At 62.4% G+C, this 20,262-nt stretch carries 19 protein-coding genes and 1 pseudogene; 3 read left to right on the top strand and 17 right to left on the bottom strand.

Features of this window, described 5'->3' with window-relative positions:
• Positions 1 to 73: 73 nt before the first annotated feature.
• Both Q1M54_RS00790 and Q1M54_RS00785 read left to right on the top strand, forming a co-directional pair.
• A complete protein-coding gene (locus Q1M54_RS00790) occupies positions 74 to 640 on the top strand; it encodes a TRAP transporter small permease (protein WP_300552544.1) in 567 nt (188 codons plus the stop codon).
• On the top strand, positions 637 to 1,965 hold the full coding sequence (locus Q1M54_RS00785) for a TRAP transporter large permease subunit (RefSeq protein ID WP_300552542.1): 1,329 nt from the start codon (positions 637 to 639) through the stop codon (positions 1,963 to 1,965). The genes Q1M54_RS00790 and Q1M54_RS00785 overlap by 4 nt, the downstream gene beginning before the upstream one ends.
• A 49-nt stretch (positions 1,966 to 2,014) precedes the next feature.
• Here the strand turns inward: Q1M54_RS00785 and Q1M54_RS00780 are convergent, their stop codons facing one another.
• The 16 genes and pseudogenes from Q1M54_RS00780 to Q1M54_RS00705 form a co-directional block, all read right to left on the bottom strand.
• Entirely contained in the window at positions 2,015 to 2,926 is a 912-nt protein-coding gene (locus Q1M54_RS00780; protein ID WP_300552539.1) for a LysR substrate-binding domain-containing protein, read from the bottom strand.
• Between the two features lie 58 nt (positions 2,927 to 2,984).
• Positions 2,985 to 3,845 carry a CoA ester lyase gene (locus Q1M54_RS00775; RefSeq protein ID WP_300552536.1) on the bottom strand — a complete coding sequence of 287 codons (861 nt, stop codon included), beginning with the start codon at positions 3,843 to 3,845 and terminating at the stop codon, positions 2,985 to 2,987.
• Positions 3,842 to 5,206 (bottom strand): MmgE/PrpD family protein, encoded by a 1,365-nt coding sequence (locus tag Q1M54_RS00770; RefSeq protein WP_300552533.1) that lies wholly within the window; start codon positions 5,204 to 5,206, stop codon positions 3,842 to 3,844. Before Q1M54_RS00770 ends, Q1M54_RS00775 begins: the two co-directional genes overlap by 4 nt.
• Before the next feature lie 34 nt (positions 5,207 to 5,240).
• Positions 5,241 to 6,422 (bottom strand): CaiB/BaiF CoA-transferase family protein, encoded by a 1,182-nt coding sequence (locus Q1M54_RS00765; protein ID WP_300552530.1) that lies wholly within the window; start codon positions 6,420 to 6,422, stop codon positions 5,241 to 5,243.
• Positions 6,423 to 6,437: 15 nt separating this feature from the next.
• Positions 6,438 to 7,598 (bottom strand): acyl-CoA dehydrogenase family protein, encoded by a 1,161-nt coding sequence (locus Q1M54_RS00760; protein WP_300552527.1) that lies wholly within the window; start codon positions 7,596 to 7,598, stop codon positions 6,438 to 6,440.
• A gap of 38 nt (positions 7,599 to 7,636) precedes the next feature.
• Entirely contained in the window at positions 7,637 to 8,518 is an 882-nt protein-coding gene (locus Q1M54_RS00755; protein WP_300552524.1) for a MaoC family dehydratase N-terminal domain-containing protein, read from the bottom strand.
• A 79-nt stretch (positions 8,519 to 8,597) separates the two neighbouring features.
• Positions 8,598 to 10,136: a class I adenylate-forming enzyme family protein gene (locus tag Q1M54_RS00750; protein ID WP_300552521.1), complete on the bottom strand. Its 1,539-nt coding sequence runs from the start codon at positions 10,134 to 10,136 to the stop codon at positions 8,598 to 8,600.
• A gap of 3 nt (positions 10,137 to 10,139) precedes the next feature.
• A complete protein-coding gene (locus Q1M54_RS00745; RefSeq protein WP_300552519.1) occupies positions 10,140 to 11,123 on the bottom strand; it encodes a tripartite tricarboxylate transporter substrate binding protein in 984 nt (327 codons plus the stop codon).
• Between the two features lie 58 nt (positions 11,124 to 11,181).
• Positions 11,182 to 12,159, bottom strand: a complete 978-nt coding sequence (locus Q1M54_RS00740) for a nitronate monooxygenase family protein (RefSeq protein WP_300552516.1) — start codon at positions 12,157 to 12,159, stop codon at positions 11,182 to 11,184.
• Between the two features lie 15 nt (positions 12,160 to 12,174).
• Positions 12,175 to 13,341: an acyl-CoA dehydrogenase family protein gene (locus Q1M54_RS00735; RefSeq protein WP_300552513.1), complete on the bottom strand. Its 1,167-nt coding sequence runs from the start codon at positions 13,339 to 13,341 to the stop codon at positions 12,175 to 12,177.
• Between the two features lie 7 nt (positions 13,342 to 13,348).
• Complete coding sequence (locus Q1M54_RS00730) at positions 13,349 to 14,563, bottom strand: thiolase (protein ID WP_300552804.1); 1,215 nt, start codon at positions 14,561 to 14,563, stop codon at positions 13,349 to 13,351.
• A gap of 84 nt (positions 14,564 to 14,647) precedes the next feature.
• Positions 14,648 to 14,968 (bottom strand): annotated as a pseudogene (locus Q1M54_RS00725) (OB-fold domain-containing protein); the annotation flags it as partial.
• A gap of 9 nt (positions 14,969 to 14,977) precedes the next feature.
• A complete protein-coding gene (locus Q1M54_RS00720; protein ID WP_300552511.1) occupies positions 14,978 to 15,898 on the bottom strand; it encodes an SDR family NAD(P)-dependent oxidoreductase in 921 nt (306 codons plus the stop codon).
• A gap of 154 nt (positions 15,899 to 16,052) precedes the next feature.
• On the bottom strand, positions 16,053 to 16,859 hold the full coding sequence (locus Q1M54_RS00715; protein ID WP_300552509.1) for an enoyl-CoA hydratase/isomerase family protein: 807 nt from the start codon (positions 16,857 to 16,859) through the stop codon (positions 16,053 to 16,055).
• Between the two features lie 2 nt (positions 16,860 to 16,861).
• A complete protein-coding gene (locus Q1M54_RS00710) occupies positions 16,862 to 17,281 on the bottom strand; it encodes a MaoC family dehydratase (protein ID WP_300552507.1) in 420 nt (139 codons plus the stop codon).
• A 4-nt stretch (positions 17,282 to 17,285) separates the two neighbouring features.
• On the bottom strand, positions 17,286 to 17,735 hold the full coding sequence (locus Q1M54_RS00705) for a MaoC family dehydratase N-terminal domain-containing protein (protein ID WP_300552504.1): 450 nt from the start codon (positions 17,733 to 17,735) through the stop codon (positions 17,286 to 17,288).
• Between the two features lie 310 nt (positions 17,736 to 18,045).
• Between Q1M54_RS00705 and dapD the strand changes: the two genes are divergently transcribed.
• Positions 18,046 to 19,023 carry a 2,3,4,5-tetrahydropyridine-2,6-dicarboxylate N-succinyltransferase gene (gene dapD, locus Q1M54_RS00700; RefSeq protein ID WP_062407040.1) on the top strand — a complete coding sequence of 326 codons (978 nt, stop codon included), beginning with the start codon at positions 18,046 to 18,048 and terminating at the stop codon, positions 19,021 to 19,023.
• A 57-nt stretch (positions 19,024 to 19,080) separates the two neighbouring features.
• Here the strand turns inward: dapD and Q1M54_RS00695 are convergent, their stop codons facing one another.
• The gene (locus Q1M54_RS00695) at positions 19,081 to 20,211 is read right to left on the bottom strand and encodes an ATP-binding protein (protein ID WP_300552500.1); all 1,131 of its coding nucleotides are present in this window, start codon (positions 20,209 to 20,211) and stop codon (positions 19,081 to 19,083) included.
• Between the last annotated feature and the right edge of the window lie 51 nt (positions 20,212 to 20,262).

The following is a 20,262-nucleotide window of genomic DNA, read 5'->3' as shown; positions in this document are numbered from 1 at the left end:
CCGCGTTGATGGCTGCAGGGCCCCCAATGGAGGGCCCTGCAGTCCATTTGCCCATCCACACGAGGAGCCCATCTTGCATGCCGATCCCCAAACAGAAACACCTGCTTCACAGCGGCACCCCTTGGATTTTCCAGCCAATCTGCTGGCCTCTGTTGGCACGGTCTGGATTTTCCTGATCATGGCTCTGGTGGTCGCCGATGTGATTGGTCGTGATTTTTTAGATCGCCCCATCACCGGGGTGGCTGAGTTCTCGTCTCGCTCGGTCGGCGCCATTGTTTTCCTTCAACTGGCTGCTGCCGTTTGCAGCAACCGGATGACGCGCAGTGATTTTTTGCTCAACTTCATCGGCAAGCGTTCGGCCAAAGGTGTCGTGGCACTCAATGTCTTCAATGCCCTGGTGGGTGCTGGCTTGTTTGCGGCATTGGCCTGGATTGGCTGGTCTGAATTCAGCAACTCCTGGACCAGCAACGAGTTCTATGGCGTGCAGGGTGTCTACAGCGTCCCGGCCTGGCCGTTCCGTGGCCTGCTCGTGGCAGGCTCTGCAGTCGGTGCTTTGTGCTACTTGATGAGCATCCCTGCCCTCTTGAAACAACCAGGATCCACAGGGCCTGCTGACGATCCCTTGGGAGGTGGCGTATGAGCGATTTAGGCATGGGCGGCTTGCTCATTGGCGTGCTGGTCATTCTGGTGCTGCTTGGCATTCACATTGGCGTGGCTTTATTAGCGGTTGGTTTTGCAGGCGTTTGGTTGGTGCGAGACAACCTCGACATGGCCATCAAATTGTTTTACATGTCGGCCTACAACGGCGTGGCCGACTATGTGTTTGCAACCATTCCGTTGTTTGTGCTGATGGGACTGCTGGTGAGCATTTCCAACGTTGGTAAGGACACGTTCACGGTCGCAGAAGTCCTGCTGCGCAAGCTCCAAGGCGGCCTGGGTGTGGCCACAGTGGCCGCCAACACGGTGTTCGCAGCGGTCACTGGGGTCTCCATCGCGTCGGCTGCGGTGTTCACCCGGGTGGCCGTGCCCGAAATGGTGAAACACGGTTACCGCACCACCTTTGCCACCGGCACCGTGGCTGGCAGCTCGGTGTTGGGAATGATGATTCCGCCCAGCTTGCTGATGATCATTTACGGCGTGTTGGCCGAACAATCGATTGGCAAGTTGTTTGTGGCTGGCGTCATTCCGGGCTTCTTGCTGGCCATGGTTTTCGCCGTGATGATCATGATGATGGCGCGATTCACGCCGGGCCAGGTCTTTGACCCTCACCACCAATCTCAATTGCTGCGGGGGCGTCAGATAGAAGTGACCCTGACCGGGCTGCAGATGGTCAACAAACTGGTGCCCATTGCCGCGCTGGTGGCCTTGGTGTTGGGGGGGCTGTACGGTGGCTTTTTCACACCCACCGAAGCCGGTGGTGTGGGCGCCTTTGGTGCCCTGGTCATTGCTTTGATGCGCCGGTCTTTGGGAAAAGGCAAACTTTGGCAGGTTCTGCACGAAACCGGCAGCGTGTCATGCACCATCCTCATCTTGCTGGTGGCGGCCAGTTTTTACAGCCGCATGCTCAGTGTGGCGGGTGTGCCGGTCGCCATCAGCGATCTGGTGCGTGACGCGGGTCTTGGACCTTATGGATTTCTGACCTTGTACATCGGCATCGTGCTGCTGCTGGGCATGATATTGGACTCCAGCTCCATCTTGTTGATCATGACGCCGGTGGCAGCGCCCATTGCCGCCAGCTTCGGTTTTGACCTGATCCATTTCGGCGTGATCACCGTGCTGGCTGTCGAAATGGGCTTGCTGACTCCACCCTTTGGCATCTCGGTGTTCACGGTCAAGTCCACCTTGAACGACCCCAATATCTCGGTGGAAAGCATCTTTGCAGGATGCATGCCATTTCTCGGGGCAATGCTGGCCGTGCTGGTCTTGGTCTGCGCCTTCCCCTGGTTGTCTCTGGCGCTGATTTGATAGCGGCATCTGCCCAAATACGACCACGTCAAAACACTGAAGAGGTTGCTCAGCTGGGCTGCGCCAACCGCGCATCCTCTGCCAGCAAATCAATCAGGTCCCGCGCAAAGCCCGGCAGTTCGTCGAAGTTGCGCACGCAAATTTGCATGGACCGGATGGCCCAAGCGTCGGACAGGGGGACCAGCCGAATGGCCATGCTGCGGGCGTGGCGGCGGGCGGCCGATTCGGGCAACACGCCCACGCCCACACCGGCTTCGATCATGCGACAGGCCGACTCAAAGCTGCTGACCTGAATGCGCACTTTGAGCGGCTTGTTCAGTTGCTCACACTCGCGGTTCAAAAAGCCATGCAGCGCACTGGCTTCGTGCAGGCCCACATGGTCAAACTCCAGCGCATCGATCAGCTGCAAGCTGGGCAATTCGGCCACGGGGTGGCCCTCAGGCACCACCAGCACCAGGCTGTCTGAGCGGTAGGGCAGGGTCTGCAGGTTTTCGGTGCGCACCGAACCGGCCACGATGCCAATGTCGGTTTTGCCGTCCATCACGGCGCGCACGATTTCATTTGACAGTTTTTCTTGCAGGTCGATGTTCACATCCGGGTGCGTGGCCAAATAACGCTTGAGCACCTCGGGCAAGAACTCACCCAGCGCCGTGGTGTTGGCATACACGCGCAGGTGGCCTTTGATGCCGCTGGCGTATTCCTGCAGGTCGCCACGCAGGTGTTCGATCTGGCCCAGCACCAACCGCGCCCGGTGCACAAACGCCTGGCCCGGCGGCGTGAGGGTCACGCCCTGGCTGTGGCGGTTGAGCAATTTGGCGCCGATGCTTTCTTCGAGGTTCTTGATGCGCGTGCTGGCCGCAGGCAGCGAGATGAACGAAGCCTCGGCCCCTTTGGTGAGGCTGTTGGCCTCAGCCACCCGCACCATGAGGCGCAAATCCACCAGATCGAAATGAACAGACATGCTGGGATTGTGCCAGCGGGGTGAGCGCCCTATTTGTTCCGGAAATGTTCCGAACAGGTCAGCGCTCGCGCAACTGGAGCAACTTGCGGGCCAACAGCAGCACGGGCGGGTCCACCATCTTGCCATCCACACTGAACGCGCCGCCACCCGCCGCCGCTTCGGCGGCCAACACGCGGCGGGCCCAATCGCACTCGGCATCGGTCGGTGCCAAGGCCTGGTGCACGCCGGCCACTTGTGCAGGGTGGATGCACAACTTGGCGCCCATGCCAAAGCGCCGGCTGCGCTGGGCGTCTCGCGCCAACACCTCGGCGTCTTGCGTGGCGGTGGTCACGCCATCCACCGGGCTGGGCAGGCCGGCACGGCGCGAGGCCACGACCAGTGCCAGCCGCACCGGGGCCAACTCGGCTTCGTCGGGCCCACAGCTCAAACCCAGATCTGCTTGCAAGTCGATGTGACCCAGCACCAAGCGCAAGACACCCGGGGTGCGGGCGATCCGATCCATCTGAGCCAAACCTTCGGCGCTCTCCATCAGGGGCAATACAGGCCGGCCGGTGGTCTGGGCCGCATGCGCAATTTGCTGAGGCGTTTCAGCCTTGGGCAGCATCACCGCACCCAGACCTGTCAGGCTGGCCATTGCGGCCAAGTCGGCTTCGTGCCAAGGCGCGCCCGCCTGGTTCACACGCACCAACAGGCGTGCGCGCTGGTCGGCGTCAAAGTCAGGCCAAGCGGCGAGCAAGGCGTCTCGCGCTGCGGCTTTGGCGTCCAAGGGTACAGCGTCTTCCAGGTCGATGATGACCGCATCCGCACCGCTGGCCAAGGCCTTGGCAAAGCGCTCGGGACGGTTACCGGGCACAAACAAAAAGCTGCGCGCCAGCGCCAATGTCGTTGCAAGCGGCGATGGCTGTGAAGGCACGCTCATGGCAGCAGCGGGCCCACTTGGGGCCAGCTGGCCACTTGCCAGAGCGCATCCACGCTTTGGCGCATGGCTTCTGGGGTGGCACCGCCACTGAAGGCGGCCAAGCGCAGCGCCTTGTCGGTGATTTCCTGGCGCGATAAGGTGTTGCCCGGGTCGCCCTTGGGCTCGTCCACACGGCCGTGAAGCACGCGGCCATCGGTGGTGGTCACCGTGACTTTGCCGATCCAGCGTTTGGGATAAGCGCCGTCCACTTCGGCGTCGAGCACCATGCTGACTTTGTCACGCAGGGCCTGTGTGGGCTGGCTCAAAAAGTCGCGGTCGAATTCGGTCAGGCCCGCGTGGCCGTGCTGCGCCACCAGTGCCAGCACCGTGCCCATGGAAAACTTGCTCTGGTGCACCGTGACGGGCCGCACCACGGGGCCAAGGACGTCGATGGCACCCTGGTGGACGTGGGTGACAACCTTCGCGAGGTCTTCGAGCCGAAGGCCGTGGGTCTGCATGACGTGCAGCAGCGCATCGGCCGCTGGGTGCGTGTGGCGGCAGCTGGCGTGGTATTTGAACGAGGTCTCGGCCGTGGCCCAGCGCGTGCCCAGGCCATCCACCAGGCGGCTGGGATCGGCGTCGCTCGACATGCCCACGGCCATGCCTTGCGGGCCTTCCAGAATTTCGGCGGCACCCGTGAAACCATCTTTGGCCAGGTACGCCGACATCAAACCCGCTGCGGCAGCGTGCGCGGTGTGCAGCTGCTTGCTGTCGGCGGCGGTGCGCAAAAATTCCCACAAACCTGCCGACTGCGTGCCCGCCGAGCCGAACGCGTGCTGCATTTGCTGCGCGTTCAAGCCCAGCAAATGGCCCACAGCAGCAGCAGCGGCCAAGGTGCCTGCAGTGCCGGTGGTGTGGAACACACGGTAGTGCGAGCGCCCCAAAAATTCACCCACACGAATGCCAACTTCGTAACCCACCACCGATGCGGCCAACAGTTGTGCGCCGCTGGCACCCAGGGCTTGTGCCACGGCCACGGCGGGCGGAAACACCACCGTGGCCGGGTGGAACACCGAGCCGTTGTGCACGTCGTCTTGCTCGGCCACATGCGAGGCCGCCGCATTGGCCATGGCGGCCAAATAGGGGCTGGTCCGCGCGCCATTGATGATCACTTCACTGGGGCCTTCGGCAGCGCCCATGGCCTGCGCAAAGCGGGTGATGGTCTCCACGGGCCGTGTGCCGTGCCCGGCCACAGCCGAACCAAACCAGTCAACCAACAGGTCTTCGATTTTGCGAACCACCGGCTTGGGAATGTCCTCAAACCGAAGGTTGGCAGCGAAAGCGGCGAGTTGGACAGTGTGGGATGCGGTGCTGTGTGTCATGGCGGTCGGTTGGAGATTTTTAGAAGTGGTTGGGTCAGATGGCTTTGTTCGTGCGCAGTGCATGCACGGCTGCATCGCCCAGACCCTGCTCTCGCAAGATGGCCTCGGTGTGCTCGCCCACGGCGGGCACGGGGTCCATGCGGTAGTCGTAGCGGTTGTTGCGCCCGGGCGGCAGCAGGGCCGGAATGTCGCCTGCTGGCGAGCCCACGTCTTGCCAACGCTCACGCGCCTTGAGCTGCGGGTGAGCCCAGAGTCCAGCCATGTCGTTCATGCGGGCGTTGGCGATTTGCGCTTGGTCCAGCCGCGCCTCGACCTCTGGCGTGGTCATGCGGGCGAACATCCCCACGATGAGTTGCTTGAGCTGCGCACGGTTCTCGCTGCGCAATGCATTGGTGCAAAAACGCGGATCGTTGGCCAGTGCGGCGTCGCCCAAAACCACATCGCAAAAGACTTTCCACTCGCGCTCGTTTTGCAGGCCCAGCATCACGGTGCCGCCGTCGCCGGCCACAAACGGGCCATAGGGGTAGATGCTGGCGTGCGAAGCCGCACTGCGCGGCGGCGGGGTCGCGCCGTCATAGGCGTAGTAAAGCGGGTAACCCATCCACTCGGCCAAGGCTTCGAGCATGGACACGTCGATGTGGCTGCCCTGACCGGTCTTGCCGCGCAAGAGCAGCGCCGACAAGATGTTGGTGTAGGCGTACATGCCGGCCGCAATGTCGGCAATCGAGTTGCCGGTTTTGGACGGGTCTTCGGGCGTGCCGGTGATGGACAACATGCCCGCCTCGCTCTGGATCAACAGGTCATAGGCTTTTTTGTCACGGTAAGGGCCGTCTTCTCCGTAGCCCGAGATGTCGCACACGATCAGCTTGGGGTACTTGGGGTTGAGCGCTTCAAACGACAGACCCATGCGCGCGGCCGCGCCGGGGGCCAGGTTTTGCACCAGCACATCGGCGCTTTGCAACAAGCTGCTCAGCACAGCCATGGCGTCTGGGTTTTTGAGGTCCAGCGTCAGACTTTCCTTGGAGCGGTTGGTCCACACAAAGTGCGAGGACTGGCCGCGCACCCGCGTGTCGTAGGCCCGCGCAAAATCACCCGCGCCGGGGCGTTCGATCTTGATGACGCGTGCGCCCAAGTCGGCCAACTGGCGCGTGCAAAAGGGCGCAGCAATCGCGTGTTCGAGAGAGACGACGGTGATGCCGTCCAGAGGTCTTGTCATCGTTTTCACCCTGTATCAGAACGAACGGGGCAAGCCGAGGATGTGCTCAGCCACGTAACTGAAAATCATGTTGGTCGAGACCGGGGCGACTTGATACAAGCGCGTCTCGCGGAACTTGCGCTCGATGTCGTACTCGCACGCAAAGCCAAAGCCACCGTGGGTTTGCAGGCAGACGTTGGCCGCTTCCCAGCTGGCCTTGGCCGCAAGGTACTTGGCCATGTTGGCTTCGGCCCCAGCGTTTTGCATCGCATCGATTTTTTCGCAGGCCTTCCAACGCATCAGGTTGGCGGCTTCGAGTTCAATGAAGGCGTCGGCAATCGGGAACTGCACGCCTTGGTTCTGGCCAATCGGGCGGCCGAACACCACACGGTCTTTGGCGTATTTGGTGGCGCGATCGATGAACCAGTAACCGTCGCCAATGCATTCGGCCGCGATGAGCACGCGCTCGGCGTTCAGGCCGTCAAGCAGCGTCTTGAAACCCTTGCCTTCTTCGCCCAGCAGCGCATCTTCGGGGATGTCGAGGTTGTCAAAAAACAGCTCGTTGGTCTCGTGGTTGACCATGTTCAAGATGGGCCTCACCGTCAGGCCGTTGCCGATTGCTTTCTTGAGATCAATCAGAAAGCACGACAGGCCCTCAGACCGTTTGGCGACCTGGTCGGCGGGCGTGGTGCGGGCCAGCAAGATCATCAGATCGCTGTGCTGGATGCGCGAAATCCAGACCTTTTGGCCGTTGATGACCCAGCGGCCGTCTTTTTTGACGGCCGTGGTTTTGAGCTTGGTGGTGTCCGATCCGGTGGTGGGCTCGGTCACACCCATGGACTGGATGCGCAATTCGCCGGTGGCGATCTTGGGCAAAAGCGTGTTCTTTTGCGCCGCAGACCCGCTGCGCACGATGGAGTTCATCACGTACATCTGGCCGTGGCACGCGCCCGAGTTGCCGCCCGAGCGGTTGATCTCTTCCATGATGACCGAGGCCTCGGCCATGGACAGGCCCGAGCCGCCGTATTCCTGTGGGATCAGCGCAGCCATCCAACCGGCTTTGGTGAGGGCGTCCACAAACTCTTCGGGGTAGCCGCGTTTTTCGTCGACCTTGCGGTGGTACTCGTCAGGGAACTGGGCGCACAGGGCGCGCACGGCGTCGCGGATGTCTTGGTATTGGTCGGTGGAGGTGTGCATGGGTTTTGTGTCGGTAAAAAGTTTCAGGCCAAAAAATATCAGGCCAAGGTGGCTTGCGCTTGCATGGTGAGCCAGCCTTCGTGGTCGCAGGCCCACAGGTCAACGGTTTTTCCATCAGCAGACGGGCGGCCGTTCAAGCGGAAAGGGTGCAGGTCAAAGGTGGGTCGCACGGCGCGGAACTGGAACGAGGCCACGCGGGCCTCCGGCATTTGACGGCGCACCAGGTCCACCAACAAAGTAGCAATGAGTGGGCCGTGCACGATAAGGCCGGGGTAGCCCTCCTCTTGCGTGACGTAGCTTCGGTCGTAGTGGATGCGGTGGCCGTTGAAGGTGAGCGCCGAATAGCGAAACAGCGACACCGGATCGGGCACAAACTCGCGCTGCCAGGGCGCGCCGGTCTCGGCCGCAGTGGGTAGCACTTCAGGCGCACCGGGCACCGCCGCTGGGCGGTAAACGATGTCGTGGGTTTCGGTCAGGCACAGGCCTTGGGCGTTGCTGAAAGCGTGCTCGACTTCGACAAACAGCAAGTCGCCCGTGCGGCCGGACTTGTGCTTGACCGAAGCGATGCGCGACTGCTTTTGCGCAACCTCGCCCACACGCAGCGGGTTGCCGGTTTGCCACTGCAGGCGGCCGCCTGCCCACATGCGGCGAGGCAGCGGCACGGGGGGCAAAAAGCCCCCACGCAAGGGGTGGCCGTCGGGCCCGATCTGGCTTTGCGGGGCCTGTGGCAAAAAGTACAGCCAGTGCCACAGCGGCGGCACTTCGCTGCCCGCGGCTTGGCGGGGGTCATCGCGGTCAAGCAGGGCGCTTTGACCACGCAGCGGGGCGGCCACGATCTCGTCGGTCAGCGTTTCGCTGCGGCCTTCCCAGCTGCGCAGGTGCGCGACTTGGCTCGCGTCTAAGGTGGTGGTGGTGTTCATGGGGTCGATCTTCGCCGAGTCGGGGGCAAGAGGCCATCTGTGTTTTTGAAAGTCCGCCTTTGTCAGTCAAGAAGAGCGCTCAGGCGCTGCCGGTTTGCGCGGCGCTCCACTGTTCAACCAACTCGCGCTTGAGCACTTTGCCGCTCAGGGTCATGGGCATCTCGGCCACCAGCGTCACCACCGAGGGTCGCTTGTAGGGCGACAGGTGTTCGTGGGCATGGGCCTTCAGGGCCTGCAGGTCCAACTGCACGCCGGGCTTGGCTTCAATGAAGGCCAGGATGTCCTCGTTGCCATCGGCCGCTTTGCGCCCGGCCACCGCCGCTTTTTGCACTCCGGGCCAAGCCAGGAACACGGCCTCGACCTCGCCGGGGTACACATTGAAGCCCGAGCGGATGATCATTTCCTTGAGACGACCCACCACCTGCAAAGCACCGTCAACATCTTGTCTGCCCAAGTCGCCGCTGGCGTACCAGCCGCCAGGCTTCATGACCTGGTGGGTGATCCCGGGGTCGCGGAAATAACCGGGCATCAGGCCCACGCCGCGCATCCAGATCTCGCCCGTCTGCCCTCTAGGCAGGTCCTGCCCATCGGGGCCCATGATGCGCAGCTCAGCGCCTTCGACCAGGTAACCCGCGCTGGTGTCGGCGCGCTGTTCATTCAGGCGGCACAGCGTCAAAGCGCCTGCGTATTCCGACAGGCCATAACCGTGGTGCAGGGGTTTGCCAAAGCGCGCTTCAATCGCTTGCTTGACGCTCAGGTCAAGCGGTGCAGCGCCCGTATAGACATAGCGCAAAGCAGGTGCAACCGGCTGCGCAATGCCTTGAAGGTCGAGCCAAGCCAACAAGCGGGTGAACATGGCGGGCGGGCCTTGCAGCTGCGTCATGCCCTGGTGGGCCAGCGCGTCGAACACATCGGCCGGGTCGAACTGGCTGCGCATGAGCAGGCCTGAGCCAGCGTGCAGCGAAGCCATGAGCACCGTGCCCAGACCGAAGATGTGCGTCATGGGCAAATAGGCGTAAGACCGGTCCGAAGGCCCGAGCTGGCGCGACTGCGCCGACACCCGGGCAAATTGCAACAACCCGGCGTGCGTGAGCATCACGCCCTTGGGCTGTCCCGTGGTGCCCGATGTGAAAATGATTGCGGCGACCTGCTCAGCCAGCTCACCGGTTTGCGCCGTAGCTTGCGGCCTGACGCGCGTGCGTTGCAGGCCGGGCAGCACACTGGCCTGGGTACCGCGCTGCGCCGCGTGCTGGCGCGCCGCCTCGGACACACCCACCGTGAAATACAGCACGCGGGCATCGGCCTTGTCAGCAAATGCGGCCACTTCGGAGGCCGTCATGCGGGCATTGACGCCGCAGGCCCAGGCCCCCACACGGCTGCAGGCGAGCACCAGCGCCACATGCTCGGGGCAGTTTTCGGCGGCCACCAACACCCGGTCACCCAGACGCACACCCGCTTCGCGCAGCTCGTCTTCCAGCAGATCCACCTTCTGGGCCAGCTGGCCCAGCGTCATGACCCCATGCGTCAAATACAAAAAGGGGTGCGCAGGTGCCTGTGCGGCGCGTTCGTCAAACAGCTGGTGAATGCGGGTGTGGGGTGCTGTCAAATGCAAAGACATGTTTTATTCGAAGGTCATGCCTTTGGTCACTTCGGCCCACAGCGCGTGTTCGCGGCGCATGCGCTCGGCCAGGTCTGCGGGTTTGGCATTCCAAATCACATAGCCCTGGTCCACCCAGCGCTTGTTCAGTTCGGGGTCTTGCAAGGCGCGGGCCGTCGCAGCGGTGATCCTCTGGCTCACTTCTGCACTCATGCCCAATGGGCCATACAGGCCGTACCAACCACCCACGTCGTAATCGCGAATGCCCAACTCGGTCATGCTGGGCAGCTGCGGCAAGGCCGGGTTGCGGTCTTTGGAGGTCACGGCCAAGGGTCTCACCTTGCCGCCGTCGATGTGGCCCTTGGCCCCGCCCACGATGTCAAACATCATCTGGATCTGCCCGCCGATCACGTCGGTCATGGCAGGGGCATTGCCTTTGTAGGGCACATGGGTCATGTTGATGCCCGCACGGCGCGCAAACAGCTCACCGCTCAAGTGGTTCGATGCGCCCATGCCAGCCGAGCCATAAGCCAGTTTGCCCGGATTGGCTTTGGCAAAGGCCACCAACTCGGGCAATGTCTTGAAGGGCTGGTTCTGGTTGACGACCAGCACGTTGGCATAACTGAGGATGGTGGCCAGCGGGGTCATGTCCTTGAGCGGGTCAAAGGCCATGGACTTGAGCACATGGGGGCTGATGGTCATGGTGGGGCTGGCGGCATAAAAAATCTCCAAGCTCGCGGGTGCCGACCGGACCACGGTGTTCCCCGCTAATGCACCACCCGCGCCAGGTCTGTTTTCCACGATCACCGGCTGGCCCAGTTCGCGGCTGAGCACGGGCGCAAACACGCGTGCCGATGAGTCCACGGGTCCGCCTGGGGCATAACCCACAATCAGCTTGACGGTGTTGTTGCCTGTGGACTGGGCCCACAGGGGCAGGGCGGATGCTGTGCACACCGCCCCCAAAAGGGCCATCATCAAACGGCGCTGGGTGGATGGGGTTTTTGTCATGGTTTGTCTCCTAGGGTTGTCATCGGTTTTGGCTTGGGGGAATCGGTGGGGCCGTCGCTCAAGAGGGAAGTGCCCAGGTCTGCGCACGCGCCAAAGCGGCACGGCAGTCGGCCACCATGCGCTCGATCAGGTCGGCGCAGCGCGGGATGTCGTCGATCAGGCCAATCACCTGGCCGGCAGCGACCACGCCGCCATCGACATCGCCCGACTGCAGGGCCTGGTTGCCGCGCTGGCCGGCCACCAGGTGGCGTATGTCTTCGAAGCTGCAGCCGCCTGCGCGGTTTTCGGTGGTCACCACCTCTTGCGACACTGCATTGCTCCAAGCCCGCGTGGTGTTGCGCATGGTGCGAAACATCAGTTTGGTGTCGCGCTCGGTGGCACCCACCAGCGCTTGTTTGATGTTGTCGTGCACCGGCGCTTCTTGCGTGACCAGAAAGCGGGTGCCCATGTTCACGCCTTCGGCGCCCAGCGCCATGGCGGCGGCCATGCCGCGCCCGTCGGCAATGCCGCCCGAGGCAATGACCGGCACACGCAGCGCCTGACAAGCCAAGGGGATCAGGATCAAGCCAGGCACATCGTCCTCGCCGGGGTGGCCTGCGCATTCAAATCCGTCGATGCTGATCATGTCCACGCCGTTGCGCTCGGCGCTCAGGGCGTGGCGCACCGAGGTGCATTTGTGCACGATGGTGATGCCCGCATCCTTCATGCGGCCAATGAAGTCTTTGGGGCTGTTGCCCGCCGTTTCCACAATCTTCACGCCGCTGTCGATGATGACCTGCAGGTACTCGCCGTAGGGCGGCGGGTTGATCGAAGGCAGGATGGTGAGGTTCACACCAAAGGGTTGGTCGGTCAGTGTGCGGGTGCGGGCGATCTCGTGCGCCAGGGCTTGCGGCGTGGGCTGGGTGAGCGCCGTGAGCACGCCCAGGCCCCCGCCATTGGACACGGCCGAGACCAGCTCGGCCTTGCCCACCCACTGCATGCCGCCTTGGATGATGGGGTAGCGGATGCCCAAGGCTTCGGTGACGCGGGTTTTCATGGTCTTGTGCCCAAGTCAGCCGCGTGCTTCACGCACCATGTTGCGACCGATGATGATTTGCTGGATCTGCGTGGTGCCCTCGTACAAACGGAACAGGCGCACATCGCGGTAAAAGCGCTCGATGCCGTATTCCGACAAATAGCCCGCGCCACCCAAAATTTGCACGGCCCGGTCGGCCACACGGCCGCACATCTCGGACGCGAACATCTTGCAGCATGAGGCCTCGGTCGACACGCTGCGCCCTTCGTCGCGCTTGCGTGCGGCGTCGATCACCATGCACTCGGTCGCATACAGCTCGGCCTTGCTGTCGGCGAGCATGGCCTGCACCAACTGGAACTCGGCGATAGGCTGGCCGAACTGCTTGCGGTCAATGGCGTAACGCAAAGCGTCATCCAGGATGCGTTGGGCCACGCCCACGCAGACGGCGGCCAGATGGATGCGGCCTTTTTCGAGCACCTTCATCGCGGTCTTGAAACCCTGACCTTCTTGGCCGCCAATGAGGTTGGCAGCGGGCACACGCACATTGTCAAACATCACGTCGCAGGTGTGAGCGCCCTTTTGGCCCATCTTTTGGTCATTTTTGCCCAAGCTGATGCCGGGCGACTGGGCATCCACGATGAAGGCCGAGACGCCGCCTGCGCCCTTGTCAGCCGGGTTGGTGCGCGCCATGAGCGTGAAGATTTTGGAGTGCGGCGCGTTGGTGATGTAGCGCTTGGTGCCGTTGACGATGTAGTGGTCGCCCTCACTGTCTGTGCCCCGGATGGCCGTGGTGCGCAGCGATGCGGCGTCAGAGCCCGCCTCGGGCTCGGTCAGCGCGAACGAAGCCGACAACTCACCGGTGGCCAGCTTGGGCAGGTAGTAGGCTTTTTGTTCATCGGTGCCGTCCATCAGGATGCCCTGCGAGCCAATGCCCACCGTGGTGCCGATCACCGAGCGGAACGCGGGCGAGGTCTTGCACAGCTCAAACAGCAAGCGCGACTCCTCTTCCATGGTCAGCTCCAGGCCACCATAGGCCTCGGGGATGGTCAGGCCAAACAGGCCCATCTCGCGCATCTCTTGCACGATGGCTTCGGGAATCTCATCGGTCAGGGCGACTTGGTTTTCGGCAGGCACCAAACGGTCGCAGACAAAACGACGCACCGAGTCGAGCAAGGCTTCGAAGGTTTCGGGGTCTCGGATCATGGCTTGCTCACAAGGTTTCAAAAGTGCCCAGGATCGCCGTGGACTGGCTGGACAACGTGCCGCCGTTGCCGTGGGCCAGCGCGGTTTGGGCTCCCGCGACTTGGCGCTCGCCACCCTCGCCGCGCAACTGGCGCACGGCTTCGATCAGGGTGAAGATGCCGTACATGCCCGGGTGCGTACACGACAGACCGCCGCCGTTGGTGTTGACCGCCAGGCGGCCTCCGGGCGCGATCGCACCGCCTTCAACAAAGGCGCCGCCTTCACCCTTTTTGCAAAAGCCCAGGTCTTCGAGGAAGAGCAAGGTGTTGATGGTGAAGGCGTCGTACAGCTGCACCACGTTCATGTCGGCTGGCGCCAGGCCCGCCATGGCAAAGGCTTCGCGCCCCGACTGGCTGGCAGAAGTGACGGTGAGGTCGTGCATGGACGAGATCTGGCGGTTCCAGTTGGCGGTGGCGTTGCCCAGCACGTAGACCGGCTTTTGGGGCAGGTCACGCGCACGGTCGGCGCGCACCAGCACAAAGGCCCCCCCGCCGTCGGTCACCAAACAGCAGTCACGCACAGACAAAGGGTCAGACACCATGCGGGCCTTGAGCACATCGTCAATCGTCAGCGGATCGCGCATGAAGGCTTCGGGGTTGCGCTGCGCCCAAGCGCGCGCGGCCACGGCCACTTCGGCCAACTGGCGGCGGGTGGTGCCGTACTCGTGCATGTGCCGTTGCGTGGCCAGCGCATAAGCGCTCAAGGGTTGTATCGGGGCGTAGGGCGTCTCGTAGGGCTGCGGGTCCATCACGCGGCGCGCCTGCGCGATTTCGGCGCGGCCAAAAGTTGAGGTGCGCTGCGTGCTGCCGTAGCACACCAGCACGGCATTGCACTGGCCCGACTGCAAAGCCATCATGGCGGGCAGCAGGTGCGCCACAAAACTGGAGCCGCCGAGCATGGTGCCGTTGGTGTAGCGCGGGTTGATGCCCAAGTACTCGGTCACGGGCATGGGCCACATGGTGGACAGCACACTGGCGGTGCACAGCCCGTCGATGTCGCTCATCTTCAAACCGGCATCGGCCACGGCGGCGCGCGCGGCGCGGGCCAGCACTTCCATATCGGTGAAACCCGTGGCTTCACCACAACCAAAGGTGGCCACGCCCACAATGGCGGCGCTGCCACGCAAGGCTTTCAGGCCAGATGAGGTGTGCACCGCTGCCGATGCAGCCGGGCCACGGGGCACAGCTTGGGCCGAGGCAGCGGCCGTGCTGACCGGGTCAAACACCACCAGGCCTTGACCCTTGTCGACCACCACGCGGGATTGCACCCGCTGGCCCACTTGCACGGCGTCGACAGGGTCCATGTCCACGCGGCTCATCAGGCGCACGCCTTCGTCCAGGTCGATCAGGCAGACGTTGTAATCGCCGCCCGCATCGGGCTTGCGACGCACGATGGTCACCGAATACACCGTGCCCAGGCCCGTGGGGGGCACCAGGGCCAAATGGTCGCAGCCGCAATGCGGACAGACCTCACGGGGAAAGTAAATGTTCTGGCCACAGCCACCACATTTTTGGATCAGGAATTGGCCCTCGGCCAAGGCCGCCTGGTGCTGGGCGAGGACGCCGGTGTTGTTGTTCTCTGCAGTCATGGTCATTGCTCAGATCGGGTCCCAGCTGAACACGTCACCTGAGCGTTCCAGGTCAAAAAAGCTCGATTGCAGCGCGGGCATGGCGTGGTCGAGCACGCTCTGCGGCGTCCAGCCCTCGCCACGGTGCACCGAGCGCACCGGACGCGGCTGGCTCATCAAGAAAATTTCGTTGTTGCGCACGGCAAAAATCTGGCCGTTCACATGGGCCGATGCATCGCTGGCCAGGGCCACGGCCATGGGCGCGATCTTGGCGGGTGTCATCTGCTTGATGCGCTCGACGCGGGCCTGCTCTTCGGGCGTTTCGGTCGGTATCGAGCCGATCATGCGGCTCCAGGCAAAAGGCGAGATGCAGTTGGAGCGAACATTGAACTTCTGCATGTCCAACGCGATTGACTTGGACAGCGCGGCCACACCCAGCTTGGCCGCCGAGTAGTTGGCCTGGCCAAAGTTGCCCACCAGCCCCGAGGTGGAGGTCATGTGGATGTAGTTGCCGCTTTCCTGCTCTTTGAAGTGGGGGGCAGCGGCGCGGCTGACATAAAAAGCGCCGTACAGGTGCACCTTGAGCACGGCGTCCCACTCGTCCATGCTCATCTTGTGAAAGAAGCGGTCGCGCAAGATGCCTGCGTTGTTGACCACCACGTCGATGCGGCCAAAGTGGTCAATGGCCGTCTGGATGATGCGGGCTGCGCCTGCGGCGTCAGACACGCTGTCGGTGTTGGCCACCGCCTGGCCGCTCATGACTTGGATCTCGTCCACCACTTTTTGTGCGGGACCGGCGTCTTGGCCCTCGCCCGAGACGGACGCGCCAATGTCGTTGACCACCACCTTGGCACCCTCGCGGGCCATGGCCAACGCGATGTCGCGGCCAATGCCACCACCTGCGCCGGTGACCACCACCACCTTGTCTTGAACCAATCCAGTCATGCTCATGTTTGCTTTCCTTCAATTCATGGGGTCGTTGCAGGACTGGGCACCGCCTGCGACACCATGGGTGGGTGTATCTTGTGCCGCGCCCCAGTTCTCATCAATCTGCGATTGCTGAACCGGGTCTTTTGAATTGCCTAACCCCGGGATTCCCCTTGGTTCAGGACCGCTTGTCTTGGGATGGCCAAACAAACAAGGGCGGCTGCTTGTTCAGAAAACGGCTCACGGCTTCGCGGTGCTCGGCGGTGCCTGCGGCCAAAGCCTGCGCCTGCGCTTCTGAGCTCAGCATGTCTTGCAGACCGCCGCCCAGGGCCGTGCCCAGGCTGCACTTGATGAGCGCCACTGCCGCTGGCGACGCACCCACAAAGCTGCGGGCCAAGGCTTGCGCACGGGGCAACAGTTGCTCGGGTTCGTGGAGCTCCATCACGATGCCAAGACGCAGGGCCTCTTGGGCGTCGATGTCGCGGGCCGAGAGCATGATTTCTTTGGCCCGCTGAACGCCCACCACGCGGGGCAAGGTATAGAGCGCGCCCAAATCGGGCACCAGCCCGACCTTGAGGAATGACATGTTGAACCAGGCCCGCGGCGTGGCCAGCACGAAGTCTGCAGACAACGCGAGGCTGAAGCCCGCACCAGCGGCCGCACCATCCACCGCAGCGATCACCGGTCGGTCGAGCGTGAGCAAGACCTGCAACCAGGCATGCAGGGTTTGCATGCGCAGGAGCCAACCGCCATTGTCAAGATTGGCCGTGGCAATGTTTTTCAGGTCGCCGCCCGAACAAAAATGCCCGCCAGCGCCCGTCAAGACCACGGCGCGGATGCTCTGGTCTTGCTGGATTTGCTGCAAGGCCAATGCCAGTTCTTCGCGCATGGCCGGCTCCAGCGCGTTGCGCTTGGTCGGGCTGTTGAAGATGAGGGTGGCGACTTGTTCGCTCACCTCGAATTGGAGCAAGGATGTGTGGGTCATGGTCAAGTGAGCGCAATCACGGCTTCTCCGGACAACTTGGTTTGGCCTTCGGCATTGGCCGCGGTCAAGGCCAAACGCACGCGGCGCTCTCCCTGAAGTTCGAATTTTTCAGTCACTTTTGCGCTGCAAGTGATTTTTTCGCCCACATGCGTCATGGCCGCAAAACGCACGCTGTAATCTCGAATGGCGTTTTGCGGCACCCAGTGGGTCAAGACGTGTGCCAACCACGCCATGGACAACATGCCGTGTGCAATCACATCGGGCATGCCTGCACTGTGTGCGAAATCGGTGTCCACATGGATCGGGTTGTGGTCGCCCGATGCGCCGCAGTAAAGCGCCAACGTCAAGCGCGACAGGGAGGGCATTGTCAAAGCGGGAATGTCATCACCCACCTTCAATACGTCAAAAACTGGTGTTTTCATCCCATTACCCTTCGCTGTTGCGCAGAACCGCGACATTGCGCAAATCGACGACGCACTGGCCGTGCTGATTGCTCACCCGAGTTCGGCGCACGACAAACTCAAGGGCACCGTTCTTTTTGTCATAGATGTCCTCAATGCGTTGTTCAAAGCGCAGGACATCCCCCGCGTAAGCCATGCGGTGGTAGGTAAAACCTTGCTCACCATGCAACAGTCGGCGGTAATCGATGCCCAACAAGTTGCGGATGGCGGCCGGATCGGGCGACTCCATCTCCAGACAAAAGAAGAAAGTGGGCGGCACAGGCAAAGTCGGATGGCCTTGTGAACGGGCAAACTCTTCGTCGGTGTACACAGGGTCGGTCTGGCCGGTCGCTTTGGCAAAAAAACGCAGCCGGCCTTTTTCAACGAGCACCTCAAACCCCGGCATCTGATGGCCTATGTACCGACGGTCAATCATGGTTCACCTCCAAATTTTTGAAGTCGGATGACGCGGACCCTATTCCCACGCTTGATAGGTGACCAAACGCCCCAACGTGGCCCTGCGAAGAACCCAACTGCGGCACTTTGACCACCACCACAGCCTGAGTCCGAAACCGGGCCTTGAATCTTTTCATGCCATCCTAAGCCCCCCCGGCGCAACAGGATGCCCGCAAGTGACACCTCGGTTTTGCGCACCAACGCGGCTCACTGAAAACACCCTCGGTGGGCAGAACAAATATCCTCCACGATAATTCAGGTTTTAAAGCTTTTAGACCCAAGAACACCCCATGAGCACATTCCAAACCACCGGCGCACGCGCCACAGGCCTCGCCACCATCGCCGCTGACGGCACTGTGCTAGACACCTGGTTCCCCGCCCCCGAACTGGCAGCCGACGTGGCCGCCAGCGGCAGCACCCGCCTGACCCAGGCCGAAGCCGTCGCCGCTTTGGGCGCTGACGTGGCCCAAGCCCTGGTCGCCTGCAGCGTGCGCAACGCCACCGTGGTGGCCGTGCGCACCGAGATCAAAAGCCTGGCCGACGCCCCCGCCGACACGCACGACGCCTACCTGCGCCTGCACCTGCTGAGCCACCGCCTGGTGTTGCCACACGGTGCCAACGTGACCGGCATCTTTGGCCTGCTGCCCAACGTGGCCTGGACCAACTTTGGCCCCTGCGCCCTGGCCGATGTGCCTGCCGCCCGCCTGAAAGCCCGTGGGACCGGCCGCGTGTTGGAGATCAAGGGCCTGGACAAGTTCCCTCAAATGACAGACTACGTGATCCCATCGGGCGTGCGCATTGCCAACGCCGACCGTGTGCGCCTGGGCGCACACTTGGCCAGCGGCACCACCGTCATGCACGAAGGCTTTTGCAACTTCAACGCGGGTACCTTGGGCGCCAGCATGGTCGAAGGCCGCATCAGCGCAGGCGTGGTGGTCGATGACGCCAGCGACATCGGTGGCGGCGCGTCCATCATGGGCACGCTGTCCGGTGGCGGCAAAGAAGTCATCAAAGTCGGCAAGCGCTGCTTGCTGGGCGCGAACGCCGGCATCGGCATTTCGCTGGGCGACGACTGCATCGTCGAAGCTGGCTGCTACATCACCGGTGGCAGCCGCGTGCAAATGCCCGACGGTTCGGTCATGAAAGCCAAAGAGCTGTCCGGCAAAAACGGCATCCTGTTCCGCCGCGATTCACAGTCGGGCGCCTTGCACGCCATCCCGCGCAACAAGAGCTGGGGCGAGTTGAACGCTGAACTGCACAAGAACTGATTTTGGGTTCTGGTCTGGGTAGACGGCGTGCACGCGAGAGCGGCGCGCCGTTTTCACTCAAGCAGCGAGTCCAGACAAGTATTGCGCCGCCACTGCAATTTGAATGTCTCCCAGCGTGTAGCTGTGTCGGGCATTGCGCACCACCTGCACGGCCTGCACCGGTGCTTTTTCCAAGGCGAAGCGTTGCAATGCGCGGTGCGGTTTTTCGTCGGATAACTTGCATTCGACGAGCTGCGTGAGCTGGTTTTTTTCACTCAGGGCGAAGTCCACCTCGGCACCGTCTTTGGTGCGGATGTAATGCAGTCCCGTCTCTTTGCCCTGCACGTCGTGCTGCCATTGCACATGCTTGAGCAAGGCGGTGGCCACCAGGTTTTCAAAGCGCAGGCCCTCGTCGCCTTCGACCAGGCCCGTGTCGTAAAAGTAGACCTTGGGCGTTTGCAGCGTGGCGCGGGCGATGTTGTCGTGGAAGGGGCGCACCACAAATACGATGTAGAGCGCCTCCAGAATGTCGAGGTATTTCTTGAGCGTGACTGGCGACACGGCCAAGTCGCGCGCCATACTGGCCAGCGACAGGGGCGAACCCACGCGCGAACGCAGCATTTGGGCAAACAGACGGATGGCGTTGACCTCCTGAATGCGCGAAAACTCCAGCACGTCGTTGCGCACCAAGCCATCAAAATACTGCCTGCGCCAGCGCTCGGCCTGTTCATTGTCCGGCGCCAGGCAGGGCTCGGGAAATCCGCCGCGCTCCAGCAAATGGTTCAGCGCGGCATCAGGCGTGGCCCCGGTTTGTTCACACCATTCGCGCACCGAAAGTGGGTGCAAGCGCAAACCAAAAAAGCGCCCCGCCAAGGATTCCCCACTTTGTCTGAAGGTGTCCATTCGGGCGCTTCCCGTGACCAGCAGTTGCTGGTTAACGGGTTTGCCGTCGACCACGCCTTTGAGCCAGGCTTTCCAGTCGGACATTTTGTGGATTTCATCGAGTACCAGCAAAGGCGCTTGGGGGCTCCAGCGCTGGTGGGTGATCAGTGCACGGTCGGCGGGAACGTCGTAATTGAGGTACTGACCGCCTTGCTGCGCAATCAATTGGCGGCTGAGGGTGGTTTTACCCACCTGGCGCGGCCCTGTGAGGAACACCATTTTGTGGGCCAGATCAGCCTGGACACGGGCATCAAGGTAGCGTTTCATACCCGTCATTTTGCGACTTTTTTGAATCACTTTGGAATTTAGTCGCGACTT

This window comes from Limnohabitans sp. Rim8 (assembly GCF_943326455.1).
In the GTDB taxonomy this organism is placed as follows: Bacteria; Pseudomonadota; Gammaproteobacteria; order Burkholderiales; family Burkholderiaceae_C; genus Limnohabitans_A.
Note: the sequence above shows the minus strand (reverse complement) of the source record. Positions and strands in the feature narration are given on the sequence as shown.